At 72.5% G+C, this 22,008-nt stretch carries 15 protein-coding genes and 1 tRNA gene; 8 read left to right on the top strand and 8 right to left on the bottom strand.

All coding sequences use genetic code 11. The features are described from left to right. Positions 1–27 precede the first annotated feature (27 nt). Positions 28–4,461, bottom strand: coding sequence for a protein kinase domain-containing protein (locus NQZ70_RS23850; RefSeq protein ID WP_129576252.1), 4,434 nt, complete (start codon positions 4,459–4,461; stop codon positions 28–30). Positions 4,462–4,745: 284 nt separating this feature from the next. Between NQZ70_RS23850 and NQZ70_RS23845 the strand changes: the two genes are divergently transcribed. Further along, positions 4,746–5,165, top strand: coding sequence for a two-component system response regulator (locus tag NQZ70_RS23845; protein ID WP_237245555.1), 420 nt, complete (start codon positions 4,746–4,748; stop codon positions 5,163–5,165). 109 nt (positions 5,166–5,274) lie between these two features. Then, positions 5,275–6,039: a carbon-nitrogen hydrolase family protein gene (locus NQZ70_RS23840; protein WP_237245554.1), complete on the top strand. Its 765-nt coding sequence runs from the start codon at positions 5,275–5,277 to the stop codon at positions 6,037–6,039. A gap of 47 nt (positions 6,040–6,086) precedes the next feature. Here NQZ70_RS23840 and NQZ70_RS23835 read toward each other — a convergent pair whose 3' ends face one another. Next, positions 6,087–7,028 (bottom strand): pyridoxal-phosphate dependent enzyme, encoded by a 942-nt coding sequence (locus NQZ70_RS23835; RefSeq protein WP_129576250.1) that lies wholly within the window; start codon positions 7,026–7,028, stop codon positions 6,087–6,089. 73 nt (positions 7,029–7,101) lie between these two features. After that, positions 7,102–8,337, bottom strand: coding sequence for a radical SAM family heme chaperone HemW (gene hemW, locus NQZ70_RS23830; protein WP_237245553.1), 1,236 nt, complete (start codon positions 8,335–8,337; stop codon positions 7,102–7,104). A 358-nt stretch (positions 8,338–8,695) separates the two neighbouring features. On the opposite strand from hemW, the gene NQZ70_RS23825 reads away from it, so the two are divergent. After that, positions 8,696–10,870 (top strand): bifunctional (p)ppGpp synthetase/guanosine-3',5'-bis(diphosphate) 3'-pyrophosphohydrolase, encoded by a 2,175-nt coding sequence (locus NQZ70_RS23825; protein WP_129576249.1) that lies wholly within the window; start codon positions 8,696–8,698, stop codon positions 10,868–10,870. 30 nt (positions 10,871–10,900) lie between these two features. On the opposite strand, the gene NQZ70_RS23820 is transcribed toward NQZ70_RS23825, so the two are convergent. Then, positions 10,901–11,437, bottom strand: a complete 537-nt coding sequence (locus NQZ70_RS23820) for a YkgJ family cysteine cluster protein (protein WP_237245552.1) — start codon at positions 11,435–11,437, stop codon at positions 10,901–10,903. Between the two features lie 339 nt (positions 11,438–11,776). On the opposite strand from NQZ70_RS23820, the gene amrB reads away from it, so the two are divergent. Next, positions 11,777–13,042 (top strand): AmmeMemoRadiSam system protein B, encoded by a 1,266-nt coding sequence (gene amrB / locus NQZ70_RS23815; RefSeq protein ID WP_237245551.1) that lies wholly within the window; start codon positions 11,777–11,779, stop codon positions 13,040–13,042. Positions 13,043–13,260: 218 nt separating this feature from the next. On the opposite strand, the gene NQZ70_RS23810 is transcribed toward amrB, so the two are convergent. Then, on the bottom strand, positions 13,261–14,514 hold the full coding sequence (locus NQZ70_RS23810; protein ID WP_129576246.1) for an FHA domain-containing protein: 1,254 nt from the start codon (positions 14,512–14,514) through the stop codon (positions 13,261–13,263). Between the two features lie 409 nt (positions 14,515–14,923). Between NQZ70_RS23810 and NQZ70_RS23805 the strand changes: the two genes are divergently transcribed. Together NQZ70_RS23805 and NQZ70_RS23800 are read left to right on the top strand one after the other, a co-directional pair. Continuing rightward, positions 14,924–14,998, top strand: a tRNA-Gly gene (locus NQZ70_RS23805). Positions 14,999–15,199: 201 nt separating this feature from the next. Then, positions 15,200–16,363 (top strand): AAA family ATPase, encoded by a 1,164-nt coding sequence (locus NQZ70_RS23800; RefSeq protein WP_129576245.1) that lies wholly within the window; start codon positions 15,200–15,202, stop codon positions 16,361–16,363. Here the strand turns inward: NQZ70_RS23800 and NQZ70_RS23795 are convergent. The 3 genes from NQZ70_RS23795 to NQZ70_RS23785 all read right to left on the bottom strand — a co-directional run bounded on the left by NQZ70_RS23795 (position 16,275) and on the right by NQZ70_RS23785 (position 19,371). Continuing rightward, the gene (locus NQZ70_RS23795) at positions 16,275–17,480 is read right to left on the bottom strand and encodes a pseudouridine synthase (RefSeq protein ID WP_129576244.1); all 1,206 of its coding nucleotides are present in this window, start codon (positions 17,478–17,480) and stop codon (positions 16,275–16,277) included. The two genes, NQZ70_RS23800 and NQZ70_RS23795, sit on opposite strands and share 89 nt — an antisense overlap. 243 nt (positions 17,481–17,723) lie before the next feature. Then, positions 17,724–18,500, bottom strand: a complete 777-nt coding sequence (locus tag NQZ70_RS23790; protein ID WP_129576243.1) for a hypothetical protein — start codon at positions 18,498–18,500, stop codon at positions 17,724–17,726. 1 nt (position 18,501) lies between these two features. Continuing rightward, positions 18,502–19,371, bottom strand: coding sequence for a hypothetical protein (locus NQZ70_RS23785; protein ID WP_129576242.1), 870 nt, complete (start codon positions 19,369–19,371; stop codon positions 18,502–18,504). Positions 19,372–19,648: 277 nt separating this feature from the next. Between NQZ70_RS23785 and NQZ70_RS23780 the strand changes: the two genes are divergently transcribed. Together NQZ70_RS23780 and lepA are read left to right on the top strand one after the other, a co-directional pair. After that, positions 19,649–19,858, top strand: coding sequence for a ribbon-helix-helix domain-containing protein (locus NQZ70_RS23780; RefSeq protein WP_020736532.1), 210 nt, complete (start codon positions 19,649–19,651; stop codon positions 19,856–19,858). A 332-nt stretch (positions 19,859–20,190) separates the two neighbouring features. Next, positions 20,191–21,993, top strand: a complete 1,803-nt coding sequence (lepA, locus tag NQZ70_RS23775) for a translation elongation factor 4 (RefSeq protein WP_129576241.1) — start codon at positions 20,191–20,193, stop codon at positions 21,991–21,993. Positions 21,994–22,008: the final 15 nt, after the last annotated feature.

Here is a 22,008-nt window from a genome sequence, read left to right as displayed (position 1 = left end):
GCCGCGCCGCCCTGCGCGCGCCGCCCCTCACCGCTGTTCCTGCGCGTCCCCCGCGTCGACCCGCGCCCCGCGGCGATCGAAGATCTGCGTCAAGAGGCCGAGCGCGCCCTGCCGCGCGGCGATCTCGCGCCCCTTCCGGAAGGCGGCCTCCGCGCGCGCCCGCGCCTCCGCGGCGGTCGGCGCGCGGCGCGCGAGCGCGATCTCGCCCTCGAGCCGGCAGAGCTCGGCCTCGAAGTAGCGCTCGTCGCTCCTCTCGACGAAGGAGAGCGTGTCGTCGAGCAGGGCGCTGGCCTCGTCGACGTTGCCGGCGCCGAGCTCCGCGTCGATGAGCGCCGCTCGCCAGTAGGTCAGCGACACGCGGCTGCCGACGCCCATCAGCATCGTCAGGCCCCCGCGGATGCGCGCGGCGCCCTCGGCGTAGCGCGCCCGCGCGTCCGCGCCGGCCGGCCCCTGCGCCGCGCGCGCGGCCGCCGCCCAGCCGAGATCGATCTGGCTGAGCGCCGCCCAGTGGGGCATGCCCACCTCCTCGGCGAGCTCGCTGAGCACGCGCGCGTGCGCCTCCGCGCCGGCGACGTCGCCGAGCAGGCAGCACAGGACCGCGGCGAAGTGCTCGACGAAGCCCCGGCTCACGGGCTGGTTCAGCTCCTCGCACAGCGCGATCGCCTCGTCGATCGAGGCCTTGCCCCGCTCCGGCTCGCCGAGGTGGAACGCGATCCAGGCGAGGTGCGACAGCGAGAACGCCGCGGCGTCGTGGCCGAAGAGGAAGGCGAGCGGCAGGTGACGCGCGGGATCGTAGATCGACAGCACCTTGTTGAAGTGCTCGCGCGCCTCGCCGAGGCGCCCCCGGAGGAAGCGCGTCGCGCCGAGCGCCTGGTGAGCGCCGAGCGAGATCCCTGGGTCGCCCGTGCTCTCGGCGAGCGCGAGCAGCTGCTCGCCGTGCTGCTCCGCGAGCGCGTAGTCGCCGCGGACGTGGAAGAAGATCCAGAGCCCCCACAGCGCGGGGAAGAGCTGCGGCGAGGAGCCCGCCTCGCGGCAGAGCGCGTGCGCGCGCGCGTACGCCGCCTCGACCTCCGGGGCGGCGTAGCCGCGCGTGATCATCAGCGGGACGCCGAGCGTCGTCTGCAGGGTGATCTCGTCGCGCGCCCGCTCCTTCGTCTCCGGCAGCTGCTTGAGGAGCTCGAGCCCGCGGCGGAGGTGGCTCTTCGCCTCGGCGTGCGCGGACGAGATGAGCGAGGCCTCCCCGGCGCGCTGCCAGGCCGCGACGGCGGGGCCGATCAGCGCGGCCTCGGTGTAGTGGTGCGCGAGCAGCTCGGGCGGCGTCCCGGGGAAGCGCTCGGCCAGCACGGCGGCGATGCGCGCGTGGTACACCTGCCGGGTGCTGCGCAGCAGCGACTGGTAGGCCGCGTCCTGCACCAGCGCGTGCTTGAACGTGTACGTCGCGCGCGGGGGGCGCCCCCGCTGGAAGAGCAGCTCGGCGTCGACGAGCTGCGCGAGCGCCTCGCGCAGCACCGCGGGGCTCGACGCCATGAGGAGCGGCTCGCCGCCCGCGCCGCCGCCCGCGCAGAGCTCGAGCGCCTCGTAGCCGAAGGTGCGGCCGAACACCGCGCCGAGCTGCGCGACCTCCTTCGCCGGGCCGAGGCGGTCGAGGCGCGACATCAGCGAGTGCTGGAGGGTGACCGGGGTCTCGAGCGCGCCCATCCACCCGCTCGCGGCGCTCGGCGAGCCGCCCGGCTCCCCTGCGGCCGCCTTGGCGGCGGCCGACTCGAGGACCATGCGCGTGAGCTCCTCGGCGAACAGCGGGACGCCGTCGCTGCGCTCGGCCAGCGTCCGGATCACCTCGTCGGGCAGCGGGGCCTGGATGGCCGACGCGCCGCTCGTCGCGTACGCGCCGGCCAGCTGCTGGATGAGCGCCCGCATCCGCTCGGCGCTGAGCGGCGCGAGGTGGATCTGGGTGAAGTGCGATCGCAGCGGCCACGGCGGCGTGAACGTGGGGCGCGCGGTCAGGAGCAGCAGCAGCGGCGACGGCCGCCCCTCGTCGATGAGCCGGCCGAGCAGCTCCAGGGTCGACGGATCGGCCCAGTGCAGGTCCTCGGCCGTGAGCACGAGCGGCTGCCGATCGGCGAGCCCGAGGAAGAGCTGGAGGAGCGAGGCGATGGTCTCCTGCCGCTGTCGCTGCGGGGTGAGCGCCGGCGCCGGGTGGCGGCCCTCGGTCGGGATCGACAGCAGCGCGGCGAGCAGCGGCACGGCGAGCGGCCCCGCCTCCGCCTCGGCGAGCAGCTGCTCCAGCCGCTCGAGCCGGTCGCCGCCCTTGTCCAGGGGCGCCCCGCGCTCGCTCGGCGCCGCGGTCGAGCCGCTCAGCGTGCTCGCGCGATCGCGATCGCCCGCGAGCAGCGCGTTGAGCAGCTCGATCACCGGATAGAACGCGCTGTTCTGGAGCTGCGGCGAGCAGCGCGCCTCGAGCCAGAGGTGCGGCGTCCCGGCCAGCCGGTCGCGGAAGGCGCGCACGCTCCGCGACTTGCCGATGCCGGCCTCGCCCGTCAGCAGCACGACCTGCCCGGCGCCGCCCGAGGCCCGCGACCACCGGGTCGCGAGCTCGTCGAGCTCGCTGTCCCGCCCGACGAGCGGGGTGAGCCCATGGTGCATCCTCGCGTCGAGCCGGTCCCGCGCGGTCGTGCGCCCCTGCACCGCGAAGATCTCGATCGGCTGGCGCGCGCCCTTCGGGCTGATCTCGCCGAGCGCGTCCATGTAGTAATAGCCCTCGATGAGCTTCTGCGTGGCGCGGCTGACGAGCACCGTCCCCGGCTCGGCGTGGGCCTTCAGCTGCGTCGCGGCGTTCAGGGTCGGACCGGCGAGCGAGGGCACGGCGTCGCTGTCGGCCACGACGACGATCCCGGTGTGCACGCCGACCTGCACCGACAGGGGCACGGACACGATCTCCCGCGCGTTCAGGCGGGACATGTGCTCGACCAGATCGAGCGCCGCCTGCACCGCGCGGAGGGCGTCGTCCTCCTTGGCCACGGGGTGACCGAAGTAGGCGACCGTCTCCTCGCCGGGCGAGCGGAGGAACACCCCCTCCTGCGCCCCGATCACCTGGGCGCACGCGGCCTGGAACGTCTGCACGAGCTCGTGGAACGCCTCGCTGTCGACCGTGTCGGCGATGCGCTCGGCGCCGGCGAGCCCGCAGACCAGCACGGTGAGCTGGCGGCGCTCGCCGCGGCCGGTGACCGTCACCGGCCGCGTCCCGGGCGCGGCGCTCGGGAAGGAGGGGAGCTTCGGGGCCAGCGGCGTCTCCGGGCCCTCCGCGGCGCCGAGCTGGATCGACGCGTTGCGGATCGGCCTCGCCGGCGGCTCGGCGGGCGCGAGGCCGCGGCCCGGGATGGCGAGCGTCGGCGCCGCGCCGAGCCGCTCGTCCTGCCGCTGCTGCTCGGGCGATCTGCGCTGCGTGCCCGGCGGCGGCTCGGGCGCGGAGGGCACGAGCTGCGTCTCCTGGTCCGCCGCGGCGTGGTGCACCGCGCGCGTCGCGATGGCCCGCTGCTCCGGCGAGCCGCCGCGCTCGTCGTCGCGAGGCAGCGGCCACGGGATCGCCGACACGTCGCAGTCCTCCAGCAGCTCGTACGCGTCGCGGGCGGACCGGAAGCGGTGCGCCGGCGACTTGGCGGTCGCCTGCGCGAGCAGCGCGCCGAGCGGGTGGCCGCGGAGGGCGCGGGGGATGGGCACCGGCTCGGGGCTCAGCTGGCGAAAGATGACCTCGGCGACCGTCGCCTCGTGCATCACCGGCGCGCCGATCAGGCACTCGAGGAAGGTGAGCCCCCATGCGTAGATGTCCGCCGCTGTGGTCGGGGTCGACTGCACGAGCTGCTCCGGGGCCATGTAGGCCGGGGTCCCGTTGAACTCGCCGGTCGGCGTGAGCGCGCGGTAGTCGGCGGCGCGGGCCTCGCCGATCAGCGCGGCGATGCCGAAGTCGAGCACCTTGACGTGCGTCCGCTTGCCGGAGCCGGTGACCATGATGTTGTGCGGCTTGAGGTCGCGGTGGATGACGCCGCGCTCGTGGGCGAAGCCGATGGCGTCGAGCACCTGGAGCATCAGCCGCTTCGCCTCGTTCGGCTCGATCCCCCGCGTGCGCTGGCAGCGCGCGGTCAGCGTCTCGCCGTCGACGTGCTCCAGGGCCAGGTAGAGCTCGCCTTCGGGCAGGCGCCCGGCGTCGAGGAGGCGGACGATGTTCGGGTGGCTCAGCTGGGCGATGACCTGCATCTCCCGCTCGAAGCGCGCCTCCTGCGAGCCGGACTCGCGCGAGCGCCGCAGCGCCTCGGGCCGCAGCAGCTTGAGGGCCACGCGCTGGGTGGTCACGATCTGGCGCGCCTCGTAAACGACGCTGTGACCACCGCTGCCGAGGTGACCGAGCACCTGATACCGGCCGTCCACGAGCGCGCCGACCTCGAGCAATCCATCGCGAGCGGACATCTCTTGATCTCTTACAGCCGAACGCCGCCGGAGGGGATCGTGAACGCCGCTGACAGCCCAGGTTGATCGCTCGCGCGGCCCGAGGCCGGCCGCGGCCGCGCGTCGGGGGCCTCGCCCAGGGCTCCGCGGCGCCCATCCCTGCGGTCCCGCGGCGCAGCGCGCTTCGCGGTCCGGCGCTGGGCGTGAGTCAGACAACCGAGATTACTTCGGCGTGAGCGCGTGGTGCGAGAGGACGAGGTCTGATACCCTCGCGCTTGATGGGCAATGCCCCGCATTCTGGCAGCATGCCGCCACCCTCGAGTGGCCGGGGCCAAGGAACGCTCCTCTACGCCGTCGACGACGAGGAGAGCAACCTGGACCTCATGGACCGGGCGCTCCGCTCCGGCTACCAGGTCCGCACCTTCGGCGATCCGCGCCGCGCGCTCGCGGCGGCGGTGAAGGAGCCGCCCTCCGTGGTCGTCGCGGACTACCGGATGCCTCATTTCAGCGGGCTCGCGCTGCTGCGCGAGCTGCGCCGGCAGGGGCTGAGCTACGTCCCGGTGCTCGTCTGCGCGCCGACCGACGTGGAGCAGATCCAGAAGATCTCCCGGGAGAGCGCGAGCTTCCGGATCATCACGAAGCCCTGGATCGCCTCGGATCTGCGCCGCCAGGTCGACCTCGCGGTGAGCCTGCACCAGCTCCAGGCGACGAAGAACCTCCGCTGAGCCGAGCGCGCCCCGTGACCCTCCGGCGCGCGGTGCTGGTCGACATGCCGGGAGCGCCGCCGGCCTCCGCGGCAGGTCGGCCGCGGCGCGCGCGCGCCGGGCCATCGCCGTGAGCGCCCGCTCCCTCGACGCGGTCGCGCTCGAGCTGCCGCAGCGCTTCGGCGACCTCCGGGGCTCGCTCGCGGCGATCGATCGTCTCCTCGGCGCGCCCGCGCTCGCCGGGGCCGATCTCGCGCTCTTGCCCGAGCTGATCGTCACGGGCTACGTCTCGCCGCGGGGCGAGAGCGATCTGCGCCGCTTCGCGGAGCCGCTCGACGGCGAGTCCGCGCGGCGGCTCTCCGAGCTCGCGCGCAAGCACGGCATCGCGCTGGCGGGCCCGCTCGTCGAGGAGAGCCGGGGCCGCTTCTACAACGCCCTGCTCGTCTTCGACCGCGACGGGCGGCGCGTCGGCCACTACCGCAAGCGCCACCCCTGGTTCCCGGAGCGCTGGGCAGCGCCTGGCGATCTCGGCACCCCGGTCCTCGATCTGCTCGGCGTGAAGGTGACGCTCGCGATCTGCTTCGACGTCCACTTCCTCTCCGAGGACGCGGGCGAGGCGCTCGACGCGGCCGATCTGCTGCTCTTCCCGACGGCCTGGGTCGATCCGCCCGGGGAGGGCGACGCGCGCGCCGAGCTCCTGCCCGCGCTCGCGCGGCGCCACCGCGTGGCGATCGTCAACGCGAACTGGGGGCCGTCGCGGCCCGCGCTGGACGGCCAGGGCGGCTCGCGCATCCTCGACGCCGACGGGCGAACGGTCGCGGCGGCGCCGCCCGGTCCGGGGCCGAGCGTCGTGCGCGCCGCCTTGCGCCTCGGGCAGGGCCGGCGCGAGCGCTGAGGGGAGCCGAGGGAGCTCGCCCAACGCCGGCGCGCCCGCGGTCGCGCTCAGGCGAACGGGAGCTTGCTCAGGTCGACGTTTCCCCCGCTCAGGATGACGCCGATCCGCGCCCCCTGGACCTTGCGCAGCAGGACGGCGGCCACCGGGACCGCCGAGCTCGGCTCGATGAGGATCTTCATCCGCTCCCAGACGACGCGCATCGCCTTGACGATGTCCTCTTCGCCCACGGTGACGATCTCGACCCCGCGCTCGCGCAGGACCGCGAAGGTGAGCTCGCCGAGCGAGGTGCGGAGGCCGTCCGCGATCGTGGTCGGGTCGTTCGAGGGTAGGATCTTCCCCTCGCGCAGCGAGCGGGCCGCGTCGTCGGCCGCCTGGGGCTCGGCGCCGACCGTGCGCGCGCGCGACAGCGCGCTTGTCGCGACGGCGGTGCCCGAGAGCAGCCCGCCGCCGCCGACGGGCGCGACGACGGCGTCGAGGTTCTCCACCTGGCTCGCGAGCTCCAGCGCGGCCGTGCCCTGGCCGGCGATGACGTGCGCGTCGTTGTACGGGTGGACCAGGATCGCGCCCGTCTCGGACAGCACGCGGGCGAGCGTCTCCTCGCGCGACCGGAGCGTGGGGGCGCAGGTCACGATCCGGGCGCCGTAGCCCTCGACGGCGGCGCGCTTCACGGCGGGCGCGCTCTCGGGCATGACGATGTGCGCGGGGACGCCGCGGATGCGGGCGGCGAGCGCGAGCGCGGCGGCGTGGTTGCCCGAGGAGTGGGTGGCGACGCCGCGGCGCGCGTCCTCGTCCGAGAGGGCCAGGACCGCGTTGCACGCGCCGCGGAACTTGAACGCGCCGACCCGCTGCAGGTTCTCGCACTTGAAGAAGACGCGGGCGCCCGCCATGCCGTCGATCGTCCGGCTGGTCATGACGGGGGTCACGTGGGCGTGCGGCGCGAGGCGCGCGGCGGCGCGGCGGATGTCCTCGATCGTCGGCAAGGGGCTCATGGACCGGCATCGGAGCGCGGCCTGCGCCCGACGTCCACCGCGAGCACGCCGCGCCGGCGCCCGCGGCGTGGCGTCAGAACAGGTCGGCCGCGATGCCGTCGGCGAAGATCCAGGCGGCCCGCGGGACGCTGAGCCGCCCGCCGTCGACCTTCAGGCAGCCGGCGCGCTCGAGCCGGTCCGCGGCCCGCCGTCGCGCGGGCGTCCACGCCGGCACCCCGAGCGCCGCCGCCGCCGCCTCGAGATCGAGCCCCTCGCGCAGCCGGAGCCCGAGCATGATCCGCTCGAACAGGCGCGTCTCCGGGGCGAGCCGCTCGTCGCTCTCCACCGGGACCGGCCCGCCGTCCTCGGCCATGGCGGCCATGTACCGGTCCGGGCTCACGAGGTTCCGGTAGCGGATCGCGAACGCCTCGCCGCCGTCCGCCGCGCCGGCCGATCTCAGGCCCCAGCGCGGATCCGGGCGCGATACGGTGCCGTAGGCGGCGCACCCGAGCCCGACGTAATCGACGCCTTTCCAGTAGCCGAGGTTGTGGCGCGCCTCGTGGCCGGGCTTCGCGTAATTCGAGACCTCGTAGTGGGCGAGCCCCTCGGCCTCGAGCGCCTCGTCGATCGCGAAGAACGTGTCCGCCACCCCGTCGTCTCCGGCGAGCGGCAGGCGCCCGCGCCGCGCCAGCTCTCCGAACGAGGTGCCCGGCTCGACCGTGAGGCTGTACGCCGAGATGTGGGTCACGCCGGTCGAGGCCACGGCGCGCGCCTCGGCGGCGGCGTGCTCCGGGCGCTGCTCCCGGGCTTCCTCGGCCGTCCCCACCGCGACACCGTAGATGAGATCGCCGCTCACGCGCGGCATCCCGGACCGGAGCGCCGCCGCGAGCGCGCCGAGCCCCCCGTCTGGGTCGTGCAGGCGGCCGAGGAACCGGAGCCGCTCCACGTCGAGCCCCTGAACGCCGACGCTCAAACGGTTGACCCCGACCGCTCGGAACGCCCGGGCCCGCTGCTCGTCGAGCGAGGTCGGGTTGCACTCGACGGTCACCTCGAGGTCGGGCGAGAGCCGGCCGGCCGCCGCGGTGATGGCGGACAGCACCCTGCCCATCTCCTCCGGCTCCCACAGGGACGGCGTCCCGCCGCCGAAGAACACGCTCCGGAGCTCGCGCTCGCCCAGCGCATCCGCCCGCCTCCGGAGCTCGGCCAGCACGGCGTCGGCATAGCCGCGGTGATCGATCGCCTCCCGCGCCTTCGCGAAAGAGACGAAGTCGCAGTAGGGACACTTCTTGAGGCACCAGGGGAAGTGGACGTAGGCGGTGATCGGCTCCATGGAATCCATGAACATAGGGCGCAGCGGATGCAACGGATGCGACGGATGCGACGGATGCGACGGATGCGACGGATGCGACTGGCGCAACGGACGAGACCGACGCGACCCGCTCGGCCGAGACGACCGACGCGACTGGGGCAATCGACCTAGCTGACGTGGCTGACGTGACCGACGTGACCGACGTGACCGACGTAACCGAGGCGACGGACGCGGCTGGGGCGGCCGCTGCGGGAGATGAGAAATGGATCGGCGGCGCGCGACCCGCGCCGGAGACGCGCATGGTGACACAATTGCGGGGCCTAGATCGCGGTGTTAGCGTGCCAAAGGGAGAGGGCGCATTGCGCCCGCCGAACTCTTCATGCTGACGTTGACGGAGCTTGTCGATCGCGTTCGGACCTACCAGCCGGCTGCAGACGTCGATCTCATCGCCCGGGCTTACGCCTACAGCTCTGACGCCCACAGGGGGCAGACCCGCAAGAGCGGCGACCCGTATTTCTCCCACCCGGCGAGCGTCGCCGCGATCATCACCGAGCTCAAGCTGGACACGGCGAGCGTCTGCGCCGGGCTCCTGCACGACGTCGTCGAGGACACCCTCGCGACGACCACCGACATCGAGAACACCTTCGGCCAGGAGGTGGCGTTCCTCGTCGACGGCGTGACGAAGCTCTCGAAGATCAACTTCGCCTCCAAGGAGGATCGGCAAGCCGAGAACTTCCGCAAGATGCTGGTGGCGATGGCGCGCGACATCCGCGTGCTCCTCGTGAAGCTGTGCGACCGCCTCGACAACATGCGGACGCTCGAGTTCATGAAGCCCGAGGCGCAGGACCGGATCGCCCGGGAGACGATGGAGATCTACGCCCCGCTCGCGAACCGCCTCGGCATCGCGCGCTTCAAGAGCGAGCTCGAGGACCTGTCGTTCAGGTACATCGAGCCGGAGGCGTGGGCGGACCTCTCGCAGAAGGTCAAGACGACCGCGAAGGAGCGCGACAAGTACATCCACGAGGTCTCGAAGGTGCTCGCGGGCAAGCTCGCGGAGCAGGGCTTCGCGGTCGACGTCACCGGCCGCGCGAAGCACCTCTACTCGATCTGGCGCAAGATGCAGGCGCAGCAGTGCGACTTCGACCAGGTCTACGACGTCATCGCCTTCCGCGTGCTCGTCGAGTCGGTCGCCGACTGCTACGCGACGCTCGGCGTCATCCACTCGCAGTGGACCCCGGTCCCCGGCCGCTTCAAGGATTACGTCGCGCTGCCCAAGCCGAACATGTACCAGTCGCTGCACACGACGGTCATCGGGCCCGGGCGCGAGCGGATCGAGATCCAGATCCGCACCCACGAGATGCACCGCGTGGCGGAGCAGGGCATCGCGGCGCACTGGAAATACAAGGAAAACAACTCCGGCGGCATCGACCCGAAGGACGCCGCGCGGTTCGGCTGGCTCCGCCAGCTGATGGAGTTCCAGAAGGAGCTCAAGGACCCGGCCGAGTTCCTGGAGAGCGTCAAGGTCGACCTGTTCCAGGACGAGGTGTACGTCTTCACGCCGAAGGGGGACGTGCGCGTCTTCCCCCGCGGATCGACGCCGATCGACTTCGCCTACGCGATCCACACGAAGGTCGGCGAGCACTGTTCGGGGGCGCGGGTCAACGGCGCCATCGTCCCGCTCCGCTCGAAGCTCCGGAACGGCGACGTCGTCGAGGTGATGACCAACCCGAGCCAGCACCCGTCGAAGGACTGGCTCGACTACGTGTCGACCAGCCGCGCCCGCTCCAAGATCCGCAACTACCTGCGCGCGGAGCAGCGCGAGAAGTCGCTCAAGCTCGGCCGCGAGCTCCTCGAGAAGGAGATGCACCAGCGGAGCATGAGCCTGAGCCGCCTCACCAAGAACGAGGCCGAGCTGCGCAAGGTCATGGACAAGTTCGGCGTCGCCTCGGCCGACGAGCTGTTCATCGCGGTCGGCTACGGCAAGGTGAGCGTCCGCGCGGTGTGCGAGTTCCTCGCGCCCACCCCCAAGGAGAACGACAAGGGCACCCCGACGACGCCGCCCGAGTCGATCAAGGAAGGGCGCATCGAGTCGCTCGTCCGCAAGGTCACGGGGCGCGACAGCCACGGCATCCTCCTGAACGGCATCGACGATGTCCTCGTCCGCTACACGAAGTGCTGCAACCCGCTCCCCGGCGACGAGATCGTCGGGTTCATCACGCGCGGCCGCGGCATCACGGTCCACCGCCGCAACTGCGCCAAGGCGTTCGACACGGATCCCGAGCGCCGCGTGGAGATCTCTTGGGACTCGCGCGCGAAGATCAACCGCCCGGTGCAGATCAAGGTGATGACGGCGAACCGGCCGGGCATCCTCGCGACGGTCGGCCACACGTTCCACGAGCAGGGCATCAACATCAGCGAGGCGACGTGCCGGGCGGGCGACGACGGCCGGGCGATGAACACGTTCACCTTCCTCTGCTCCGATCTCGCGCAGCTGAAGAGCGTCATCCGGCGCCTGCAGCGGATCCCCGGCGTGATGGCGGTCGAGCGGACCTGAGCCGGCGCGTCAGCGGCCTGAGCCGGCGCGTCAGCGGCCGCGGCGAGCGCGCGCCCCGCCGCTCGCCCTGGGCGGACCACCTGCGGCGCCCGGGCCGGCGTCCGGGAGCGCGCGGGTGAGGGGGCGGCCGAGGTCGCCGCCCGGCTCGTGCCGCGCCGCGATCTCCTGCACCTTGCGCACGAGCCGGGTCACGTCGTGGTGGCGCACCGGCGATCCGGCGGCGGCGCGATCGCAGAAGAACGTGCGGCACCCGAGCGGCCTCGCGGCGTAGATCGCGCAGCGACCGGCGTCGGTGAGCAGCGGGCACCGCCGCTCCGCCGCCTGCGGCAGCGCGCGCCGCCGGCCCGGCTCGCCGGCGGACGCCGTCGGCTCGGGCGCCAGAGCCCCGCCTGCTCGCACGACGCCCTGGAGCGCCCGGGGGCCGCCCAGCGCCGCGATCGCGCGCCGGACGGCGGCGAGCTCGATCGACGTCACGTACGGCTCGCGGCCCGTGATGCCGAACCGGCAGCACTCGGTCGAGGCCTGGCAGGTCCAGCCATGGAAGACCTCCTCCGTCTCGCGGTACACGGCCGAGAGCTCGGCGAGCAGATCAGCTTCACGGGCGTGCGGCTCAGGAGTCGCGGTGCGGCGCATTCGTCAGGGCGAGCTCTCGTGCGTCCGCGCGCACGACGGCGGCCGGCGCGAGGCGGGATCGGAGCGGGCGGATCCCGAGGCGCGAGCCTAGTGCCGCGCGGCGCCGCCGCGAAGCGGCAATCCGCGGGCGCGCCGGGAGCGCTGACGCGCGGCACAAGCGCGGCCTTCCCGGAGGCGAGCCGCCCAGCGACCGGCGGACGCCGCCTCGGCCGCGGCGGGCGCGCGTGCTTCGCGCGCTGGGCGGCGAGCGCGCACGCGCTATCCTCGCGAACGATGTCATCTCTGCGCCCGAAGCTTCGAGCTCTGGAGGTCGTCGTCATCCAGGATGAGCGCCACGGCCGCGCGCTGATGCTGCGCGACACCGAGGGCATCGCGCCGTCCGCCGTCGTCGTGCCCGCCGGGAGCTCCGCGGTGCTCGCGCGCTTCGACGGGCGGCGATCGATCGACGAGATCGCGCGCGACGCCTCCCGGTCGACCGGCCAGCGCGTGGACGCCGCCTACGTGGCGCAGCTGGCCGACGAGCTGGAGGACGCGTGGATGCTGGACAGCCCGCGGTTCCACGCGCGCCGGCGGACCGTCGTGCGGTCGTTCGACGCGGCGCCGATCCGGACGGCCGCCCACGCGGGCGGCGCGTACCACGGCGATCGGCTGAAGCTCGCCGAGTTCATCGAGCGCCAGTGCCTCGGGGTCGCGCGGCCGCAGGGCGGAGCGGCGCGCGCCGCGGCCCAGGGCGCGCCGGAGCGCATGGTCGGGCTCTGCGCGCCGCACATGGACCTCTGGCGCGCCGCGGCCGGCTACGGGCACGCCTACGCCGCGCTCGAGCAGGCGCTGGCCGCGCCGGGGCTGGAGAAGGTCGACACCTTCGTTCTGCTCGGGACGTCGCACGCGCCGATGCGTCGACCGTACGCGGTCTGCGAGAAGACGTTCGCGACGCCGCTCGGCCCGCTCGATCCGGATCGCGAGATGATCGCCGAGCTCGCGGCGGCGAGCCGCTTCGACGTGCACGAGGATCAGTACCTGCACAAGAACGAGCACTCGATCGAGTTCCAGGCCGTGTTCGTGCGGCACCTCCTCGGCGGCCGCGCGGCGTCGATCGTGCCCATCCTCTGCGGCCTCTCGGAGTGCCAGGCGCGGCGCCGCGACCCCGCGCAGGACGACGGCGCCGAGTCGTTCCTGACGGCGCTCCGCGGCGCGCTGGCGAGGCGCCCCGGCCGCGTGCTCGTGATCGCTGGGGCGGACCTCGCCCACGTCGGGCCGCGCTTCGGCGACCCCGCGCCGCTCGACGAGCGCCAGCGGATGGCGCTGCGCGATCGCGATCTCGCGTCGATCGAGCGCGCGACGTCGGTCGATCCGCCGGGCTTCTTCGCCGATGTCGCCCAGGACCTCGGCACCCGCCGCGTCTGCGGCCTAGGCCCCATCTACACGCTGCTCCGCGCCCTCCCGCCGTCGTCGCGCGGAGAGCTGCTGAACTACGAGCAGTGCGTCGACCCCGAGGAGGGATCGATCGTCAGCCACACGTCGCTCGGATTCTACGGGTGAAGGTGCGCGTCTGCTCGGCGCGTCGCGCGTCGTCATGGCGCGAAGCGCGCTCGTCCGCCGCGCTGCGCGTCATCACGGGCGAAGCGCGCTCGTCCGCCGCGCTGCGCGTCGTCACGGGTGAAGCGCGCTCGTCCGACGCGCGTCGTCGTGGGGCGCGCCGGGAGCCCCTTCCGGCGCTGTCGCGCCGCGAGGCTCCCTGGCGTACGGCGGTGGTCGGCTCAGCCGCGCGGGACCCTGCGGCGCGCGATGTCGAGGCCGAGCCGGTCGGCCTCGCGGTAGATCGCCTGCCGCGACATGCCGAGGGCCCGCGCCGCCGACGCGACGGAGCCGTTGGCGCGGGCGAGCGCGTCCTCGAGGCGGGCGCGCGCGAGCGACGGATCCGTCGCCGGCGGGAGGTTCGGCTTCACCCGCGGGCCGCGCGCGAGCGAGCCCGCGATCGGCGTGACGGAGAGCGGGCCGTCCGGCGAGGCCTGCGCCGCCGTCACGATGGCGTTCTCGAGCTGCGGCACGCCGCCCGGCCAGCCGGCGCGCACGAGCGCCTCCAGGAGCTGCGGGGTGAAGCGATCGAGGCCGATCGCGTTGCGCTCCGCGATGTCGCGCACGATGAGCGGCACGTCCTCGCGCCGCATCTCGAGCGTCGGGATCGTGATCCGCTTGCCGGAGAAGAGCGACGCGAACCACGGCGCCACGCGCCCGTCGCCGGCCGCCCGATCGAGGGGCTGCCCGGTCGTCGCGATGATGCTGACGCCGTTCGAGCGGCCGACCGAGTGCGCGATCTCCAGCTGCTGCGGCCGCGGCAGGCGATCGGCGTCGAGGACCAGCCAGGTCATCGGCCGCGCGCCCGGCGGGATGACCGGCTTCGTCTCGGCGCCGCCGTCGACGACCAGGGTCTCGCCCAGGCCCTCGCGCACCGCGGCGGCGAGGCGGGCGAGCGTGCGCTTGCCGACCCCGGGCGCGCCCTCGATGCAGACGCTGGAGCCCGACTGCACGAGCTTCATCACCGGATCGATCCAGTCCTTGCGCTGCTTCGAGCCGAACACGAGCGGCCCGAGGCGCGACGGCGCGCCGTCGTACAGCGCGAGGTGCCGCTCGACGAAGACGGCGAGCTGCTGGCCGAGCCGCACCACGTCGCCGTGCATCACGCCGATGCGGCGGGCGCGGACGCCGTTCACCCACGTCCCGTCGTGGGTGTCCATGTCCTCGATGTAACAACCGTCCGAGCGGACGCTGATCTTGGCGTGCTCGGGCGCGACCCCGCTCCCCTCGATGCGCCCGTCGCGCGCGGCGCTGCCGATCACGGCGCCGTCCATGAGGCTCACGATCCGCGGCGGACCATCGAGCCCGATCAGGACGAGCCCCCACCCGCCGTCGTCATCCTGTCGCTTGGCGTGGACTCCGGACCGGTACTCCTTCTGAAGGACCGGCGCCGCTGTCTCCGCAACGTCCACTCGCAAAGCAGTCTGTTCGTTCATGCTCCCCCCAAGTCCAAAGGACCTGCCTGGTCGACCCAGGCCAACCAAGAGCGCGCCGAGCGGCGGGCACCCTTATGATGTAAGAGCGCGCCACACGGTGCCGCTGTCGCGAACGCGAAGGCTTTTGTGAGCGGCACCTTGCGCGGTGCTGCTTGGCGAGCCCCCTCGCTCGCAATGGCCACACAATACTCGACCAGAGCGGCCGTGCAACCTGCCGGCGACGGAAGTTTTAAGGTTTTGTTCTTCAGAGCTTGACTCTGGTCACGCCGATTGGTACTCATCCGCCACGCATCGACGGAGGCGCCCTCCGGTGATGACCCGGCGCGAATCAGGAAATCTCTGACGAGCGCTTTCAGAGGTTCAGTCGGCTGTCCCGAGAATGAATTTCTGAATTGGATGATTGACATCTGCGGGAGTAACTCAGTGGTAGAGTGCAACCTTGCCAAGGTTGACGTCGCGGGTTCAAATCCCGTCTCCCGCTCCACGACATAGGCTCTGCAACAGCGAGCAGACCAGCGAGGCCGGTGTGACCCACCGGCCTCTGTGTTTTGTTCCATGGCCCGGCGCGCGGGCGCCGGCGGGGGAAGCACGGGGCGCGACGGGGCTCGAAGCGCTGACCGATGTGCGCGATCGATGCGCCGATCGATGCGCCGGGCGGCGGGCCTGTGATACGAGGAGTCGCCTCATGTCCGCTCCGCTCCACGAGCGCCTGCGCCTCCTTGCCCACAGCCTCGAGCGGCAGTTCCTGGGCAAGGACGAGATCATCCGCCTGCTCATGATCGCGGTCGTCGGGGGGGAGCATTGCGTGCTCCTCGGCCCGCCCGGGACCGCGAAGAGCGCGCTCATCCGCACGCTCGCCGAGCTGATGCAGGCCCAGTACTTCGAGTACCTGCTCACGCGCTTCACCGAGCCGAACGAGATCTTCGGCCCCGTCGACATCGGCGCTTTCCGCGAGGGCGTCTACCGCCGGAACACGTCGGGGATGCTCCCCGAGGCCGAGATCGTCTTCCTCGACGAGGTGTTCAAGTCGAACAGCGCGATCCTGAACGCGCTGCTCACGCTGCTGAACGAGCGCAAGTTCTCGAGCGGCGGCCAGGTGATCCGCTGCCCGCTCATCAGCGTGTTCGCGGCCTCGAACGAGGTGCCGGGCGACGAGACGCTGACGGCGATCTTCGACCGCTTCCTCCTGCGCGTGCAGTCCGACAACCTCGACGCCTACCACTTCAGCGAGCTGCTCCAGCGCGGCATCCAGCAGGAGATCCGGCACATGGCCGGCGAGCCGCTCCGCCCCCTCGTCGCCGCGCGCGAGCTCGCCGAGCTCGGCCGGGGGTTCGGCGCGCGGATGAACTTCGGCGACGCGTTCCTGTCGGCCTACAAGGGGCTGGTGTTCCAGATCCGCGCCGAGGGGATATCGCTCTCGGACCGCCGCGTCGTGAAGATGCTCAAGCTCTTCGCCGCGAGCGCCTACCTCGACGGCCGTCAGACCACGGACGCGAGCGATTTCTTCGTGCTCAAGCACATCTGGAACAACCAGGATCAGGCGGCGATCCTCGAGGGCATCGTGCAGCCGGTGCTGGAGGCGTTCTTCCGCGAGCACCCGGAACGCCGCCGCGTCGGCGCGCTCGGGGTCGGGGTGGAGGCGCTCGCCGCGGAGATCGACCGCATCCGGCAGATCCTCACGGGGGGCGCCGCGCTCGGCGATGTGCAGCTGTTCAGTCAGCTGAAGGCGCTCGGCGAGATCAAGCAGGCGCTCGCCGGCATCAACGACGCCCGCGCCCGCGAGCTCGAGGCGCGCGTGTCTCAGCTGCTCGAGGCGTCGTTTCGGAGCGGGCGTTTCGCGCAGATCTAGCGCGGTCAGCGCCGGGCGCCGGCGGCGAGCCGACGGTGCCCCTGGAGCGGGCCCTCGGCGCGGCCGGGCCCGCGCCGGGCGCCGGCGGCGAGCCGACGGTGCCCCTGGAGCGGGCCCTCGGCGCGGCCGGGCCGAAGCCGGGCGCGCTCGGGGCGTCGGCGGTGGCCCTGGAGCGGGCCCTGGGCGCAGCCGGGCCGAAGCCGGGCGCGCTCGGGGCGTCGGCGCCGGACCGCGCGCGAGCCCGCGGCGCCGCAGGCCCACGGCCGCGCGCTGACGGGCCGGCGGCCTCGGGCGCGCCTCGAGGCGACGCCTTCGCGCTCGACCGGGCCAGGCCGGCGGCGCGGCGATGGTCGACCGGTCCAGACGACGCGCCCATCACCGCGCCGCGGATGCGCTTGGGCACGCCGAACGCCTCTCGGATGTGAAGGAGCTCGTCGACCGTCAAGGCGCGCCACTCTCCCGGCCGGAGCCCTTCCGAGGTCACGCCCGCGAACGTCGTCCGGGCCAGGCGCATCACGGGCCAGCCGGTCGCCTCGCCCATGCGCCGGATCTGCTGGTTGCGGCCCTCGCGGAGCGTCACCTCGATCCACGTCTTGTCGCCCTCGTGGCGGAGCAGCCGCGCCTCGGCCGGCAGCGTGACGCCGTCCTCCAGGCGGATCCCCTCGCGCCACGGCTTGAGGTCGTCGTCGCTCATGACGCCCTGGACCTTCAGCACGTACGTCTTCGGCACACCGCCGCGCGGATGGAGCAGCGCGTTGGCGAAGTCGCCGTCGTTCGTCATCAGCAGGATCCCGCTGGTCGCGAAGTCGAGCCGACCCACGGGGTAGAGGCGCGCGCCCGTGCCGCGCACGTAGTCGGCGACTGTCGGGCGCCCCTCGGGATCGCGCAAGGTCGAGACGACGTTCCGCGGCTTGTGCAGGGCCACGTAGACCGGCGCCTCGGAGACCAGGCGCTTGCCGTCCACCTCGATCCGGTCCTTCTGCCGGTCCGCCTTGAGGCCGAGCTCGGTGACGACGCGGCCGTTCACGCGCACCCGCCCGGCGAGGATGAGCTCCTCGGCCGACCTGCGCGACGCCACGCCGGCGCGCGCGATGATCTTCTGCAGACGTTCTTCCATGGTGTGCTCGAGACCTGCGCCGACGCTGCGATGCCGGCGGGCGGCTCTGATAAGCACGCCCCTCGCGCCGCGTCGACCAACGTTGGTTCCGCGCGCTCCTCACGCCCGAGCCCGGCGTCGACGCCGGCGCGCCCAGACGGCGCCGGCGGCGAGCGCCCGCCGCCCAGCAGCGCCGGGCGCGCGAGCCGCAGGCGAGGCCAGGCGGGCGGGATCGGCCTCCTGGCCGGCCGGAGGAGGCGCGCGCTATTTCTTGTCCTTGGCGGGCTCCGCGCTCCCGCTGCCGCCCGCGGCCTCGTCGGCCTTGTCCGCGGCGGATTGATCCTCCGCGGCCTTCTTCGCGGCCGCCGCGGCGGCCTCCTCTTCCTTCTTGCGCTCGTCTTCCTCGACGCGGCGCTTCACCTCGTTGTCGTGGTCCCACCGATCGACCCGCTCGTCGGCGTCGATGTCCACGCCCATCCGCTCGAGCCGGCCCATGCGGTAGATCTCCCACACGTCCGGCTTGCCGTCGCGGTTCGTGTCCCGCTTGATGCGCGCGAGCTTGCCGCCGCTGTAGTACTTCCACTCGTCGGGGTTGCCGTCGCGATCGGAGTCGACCCTCACCTCGGCCAGCCTCCCGTTGGCGAACGTGAGCCAGGTGTCGATCCGGCCGTCGTAGTTCGCGTCGGACTCCTCGTGCAGGCTCTCGCCCTTGTCGTTGTACTTGCGGACGACGTCCTTCACCCCGTCGAAGTTTGTGTCGATCTCGCGGCAGACGAGCGCCCGGTGGCGATCCTCGCCGGTGCCCACGATCTGATAAACGCGCCGCACGTTGGGCTGGATCGCGCCCGGCCCCGCGGTCTCGCTCACCTCGCGATCCGGTCTGCCCTTCCAGTCGCACAGCGAGCGATCGTCGATGCTGCCGTCGGCCCTGCGAGCCGCCTCGACCTTCGGCGCCTTCGCGCCCTCGAACCCCGGATCCGACCCGCACGCCGCGCCGAGCAGGCCGAGCGCGGCGAACGCGATGAGCGCTTGTCTCCTCATGTCACGGTCCCTTCTTGTCGGCCGGCTGGCTCGCTGCGTTGGCAGGAGGAGGCGCGGAGCCCGCGGGCGCGGCGCCAGCCGCCGGGGCCGCGCCCGCTGCGCCCGGAGCGCTCGCCGCCGGGGCCGCGCCGGCCGGGGCCGCCGCGCCCGCCGGCGCACCGGCCGCCCCCGGCTGCCCCGGCGCGGCGCCCGCGTCGCCCGCGAGGGGCGCCGCGCTGCTCGGCGGAGGCGCGGCCGCCTTCGGCGCGCCGTACGACTCGGCGCAGAGGTCCACCACGCTGTTGGGATCGGGCTTGCCGTCGGCGTTCTGATCGCTCGCCACGACCGCGCACTTCGCGTCGTTCGGGTTGTTGAACTGCCACCACTGGTCGATGATTCCATCGCCATCGGAGTCGCGCTCGCGGCGCACGAGGCGCGGCCCCTCGTAGTAGTCCCAGGTGTCGAGCTTGTCGTCGAAGTTTGTCTCGCGCTCCTTCAGCACCACGGCGCCGCGCTCGTAGTGCGCGATCTCGTCGGCGCGCCCGTCGCGGTCGAAGTCCGATTCGCGCCGGCGCTCGAGCCCCTGACCGTCGTAGTAGATGAAGGCGTCGATCGCGCCGTCCAGGTTCAGGTCGACGACCCGGCAGACCTCCCGGCCGTCCTTGCTCACGTGGATGATGTCGGGCGTCCCGTCGCCGTTCACATCGACCTTCTGCGCAGCGGCGGAGTCCTTCTCGCAGGGCTCGTGGACGATCGCCGTGTCCCGCTCGCCGTTCGCGCTCTTCGCGCTCTTTGGCTCCGGCGTCGAGGACGCGCAGGAGGCGACGGCAGCGGTCATCAGGGCCACGAGCAAGCACCTGGACGACGGCCAGGTGAGCGGGAATCGCGTCATCGAGAGATTCCTCCGGCGGGCCCGGGACCTTCGGGACAAAGCTCGACGCGCCGGGCGAGCCGTCCCGACGCGGACCAGCTTCGGCGGCAGTCTAGACCGCCGTCCGTGCGCACATCAAGAAGCCCACAGGAGGCGACCCGCCGGCCAGCGCGCGCGATCCCGGGCCCTCGCCGAGCGCCAGCGCCATTCCGATTGACATCATACGTACCGGCATCTAGGGTAACGTCTTGTCAGTCGTACCCATCGAGACTGGCGGGTTTACCCTCCCGGGCGTGACATGTCGCGGAAGAAAGTCTCGACGACCATCTACATCACGCCCGAGCAGGCCGAGCGGCTGAAGATCCTGCACGAACGCACCAAGGTCCCGATCGCCGTCTACATCCGCGAAGGGATCGACATGGTCCTCAAGCACTACGAGCACGTGCTGCCAGGGCAGATGTCCCTGGAGAGCACGCCGGTCCCCCCGCCGCCGATCCCCAAGAAATGACCCGGACCGGGGGCTGGCGCGCCCTCCCGGCCCGGAAGCCTGCCTCCTCGGCCTCGCAAGCCTGCCTCGCCGGCCTCGGAAGGGGCCGGAGGCGGCCGGGCAGGGCGTGCGCCCGGACGCAGCGTGCCGTCCGGGCGGATAGCTTCGCGGCGCGGGTCGCGCTAGGAGCAGGCGCGCCGTGGTCCACCATTTCCCTCGGCGCTCGCAGCGCGACGTGCTGCGGTTCGTTTCTCGGAGGCGCACGGACCTCGGGTCCGCTCCTCCGCATCCCGGTCGAGGCCGCGCGCCGCGGCCGCTAACGCTGGTCAGGTCGCCGCGCCCTGAAGCTCGCCATGCCCGTTGACGCCAAGCTCATCCGCAACTTCTCCATCATCGCCCACATCGACCACGGCAAGTCCACGCTCGCCGACCGCATCCTCGACGCGACCGGGGCGCTCACCGCCCGCGAGCAGAAGGAGCAGTTCCTCGACAAGATGGAACTCGAGCGCGAGCGGGGCATCACGATCAAGGCCCAGACCGTTCGGCTCGACTACACCGCGAAGGACGGGCAGACCTACCGGCTCCACCTCATCGATACGCCCGGGCACGTCGACTTCAACTACGAGGTCTCGCGTAGCCTCCAGGCGTGCGAGGGCGCGCTGCTCGTCGTCGACGCCAGCCAGGGCGTCGAGGCGCAGACCCTCGCGAACGTCTTCCTCGCGCTCGACAACAACCTCTCGATCATCCCGGTCCTCAACAAGATCGACCTCCCGTCCGCCGACACCGAGCGGACGACCCGCGAGATCGAGGACGTGATCGGCCTCGACTGCTCCGGCGCCATCCCCGCCAGCGCCAAGACGGGGATCGGCATCTCGGAGATCCTCGAGGCCGTCGTCGCGCGCGTCCCCGCGCCCAAGGGCGATCTTAGCGCGGCGCCCCGCGCCCTCATCTTCGACAGCTGGTACGACAGCTACCGCGGCGCGGTGGTCATGGTGCGCGTCGTCGACGGCGTCCTCCGCAAGGGGCAGAAGGTCCGCTTCATGGCGACCGGCCGCGACTACGAGGTCACCGAGATGGGCGTGTTCACGCCCCACGCGACCGCCATCACCGAGCTCGGGCCCGGGGAGGTCGGCTTCCTCGTCGGCAACATCAAGAGCGTGGTCGACACGAAGATCGGCGACACGGTGACCGACGCCGTCCACCCCGCGACGACGCCGCTGCCCGGCTTCAAGGAGGTCAAGCCGATGGTCTTCGCCGGGATCTTCCCGACCGACTCGGCCCAGTACGAGGACCTCCGCGACGCCCTGTCGAAGCTCCACATGAACGACGCGGCGTTCGTCTTCGAGCCCGACACGTCCGAGGCGCTCGGGTTCGGCTTCCGGTGCGGCTTCCTCGGCCTGCTCCACATGGAGATCATCCAGGAGCGGCTCGAGCGCGAGTACAACCTCGACCTCATCACGACCGCGCCGAGCGTCGTCTACCACTGCTTCCTGACCGACGGCTCGATGAAGTCGATCGAGAACCCGGCGAAGCTCCCGCCGCCGAACCTCATCGATCGCATCGAGGAGCCGATCTTCCGGATGACCGTCCACGTGCCGTCGGCGTACGTCGGCGCGGTCCTCGCCCTGTGCCAGGAGCGGCGCGGGGAGCAGAAGTCGATCCAGTACGCCTCGTCCGACCGCGTGATCATCACGTACGACATGCCCCTCAGCGAGGTGCTCTTCGACTTCCACGACAAGCTGAAGAGCGTGTCGCGCGGCTACGCGTCGATGGACTACGAGCTCGTCGGGTACCGCGCCGACGACCTCATCAAGCTGGACATGCTGGTGAACGGCGACCCGCTCGACGCCCTCAGCGTCATCGTGCACCGGGAAAAGGCCTACGCCCGCGGCCGGGACCTCGCCGTGAAGCTCAAGGACATCGTGCCGCGCCAGCAGTACGAGGTCGCCATCCAGGCGGCGATCGGGACGAAGGTCATCGCGCGGACGACCGTGAAGGCGATGCGCAAGGACGTGACCGCCAAGTGCTACGGCGGCGACATCAGCCGCAAGCGCAAGCTCCTCGAGAAGCAGAAAGAGGGCAAGAAGCGGATGAAGATGGTCGGGAGCGTCGAGATCCCGCAGGAGGCGTTCCTCGCCATCCTGAAGATCGACTGAGGCGCGGGGCGCCGC

Source organism: Sorangium sp. So ce836 (assembly GCF_028553905.1).
Classification (GTDB): Bacteria; Myxococcota_A; Polyangia; order Polyangiales; family Polyangiaceae; genus Sorangium; species Sorangium cellulosum_D.
The sequence above is the reverse complement of the archived record's forward strand: the minus strand, read 5'-3'. Positions and strand labels throughout refer to the sequence as shown.

What these genes read in the sequence shown, in the direction of transcription:
- NQZ70_RS23780 (WP_020736532.1), top strand. Translation starts at nt 19,649, where the DNA reads ATGTCGCGGAAGAAAGTCTCGACGACCATCTACATCACGCCCGAGCAG.
- NQZ70_RS23825 (WP_129576249.1), top strand. Translation starts at nt 8,696, where the DNA reads ATGCTGACGTTGACGGAGCTTGTCGATCGCGTTCGGACCTACCAGCCG.
- NQZ70_RS23800 (WP_129576245.1), top strand. Translation starts at nt 15,200, where the DNA reads ATGTCCGCTCCGCTCCACGAGCGCCTGCGCCTCCTTGCCCACAGCCTC.
- amrB (WP_237245551.1), top strand. Translation starts at nt 11,777, where the DNA reads ATGTCATCTCTGCGCCCGAAGCTTCGAGCTCTGGAGGTCGTCGTCATC.
- NQZ70_RS23835 (WP_129576250.1), bottom strand. Translation starts at nt 7,028, where the DNA reads ATGAGCCCCTTGCCGACGATCGAGGACATCCGCCGCGCCGCCGCGCGC.
- NQZ70_RS23785 (WP_129576242.1), bottom strand. Translation starts at nt 19,371, where the DNA reads ATGACGCGATTCCCGCTCACCTGGCCGTCGTCCAGGTGCTTGCTCGTG.
- NQZ70_RS23845 (WP_237245555.1), top strand. Translation starts at nt 4,746, where the DNA reads ATGCCGCCACCCTCGAGTGGCCGGGGCCAAGGAACGCTCCTCTACGCC.
- NQZ70_RS23850 (WP_129576252.1), bottom strand. Translation starts at nt 4,461, where the DNA reads ATGTCCGCTCGCGATGGATTGCTCGAGGTCGGCGCGCTCGTGGACGGC.
- NQZ70_RS23810 (WP_129576246.1), bottom strand. Translation starts at nt 14,514, where the DNA reads ATGAACGAACAGACTGCTTTGCGAGTGGACGTTGCGGAGACAGCGGCG.
- lepA (WP_129576241.1), top strand. Translation starts at nt 20,191, where the DNA reads ATGCCCGTTGACGCCAAGCTCATCCGCAACTTCTCCATCATCGCCCAC.
- hemW (WP_237245553.1), bottom strand. Translation starts at nt 8,337, where the DNA reads ATGGAGCCGATCACCGCCTACGTCCACTTCCCCTGGTGCCTCAAGAAG.
- NQZ70_RS23790 (WP_129576243.1), bottom strand. Translation starts at nt 18,500, where the DNA reads ATGAGGAGACAAGCGCTCATCGCGTTCGCCGCGCTCGGCCTGCTCGGC.
- NQZ70_RS23795 (WP_129576244.1), bottom strand. Translation starts at nt 17,480, where the DNA reads ATGGAAGAACGTCTGCAGAAGATCATCGCGCGCGCCGGCGTGGCGTCG.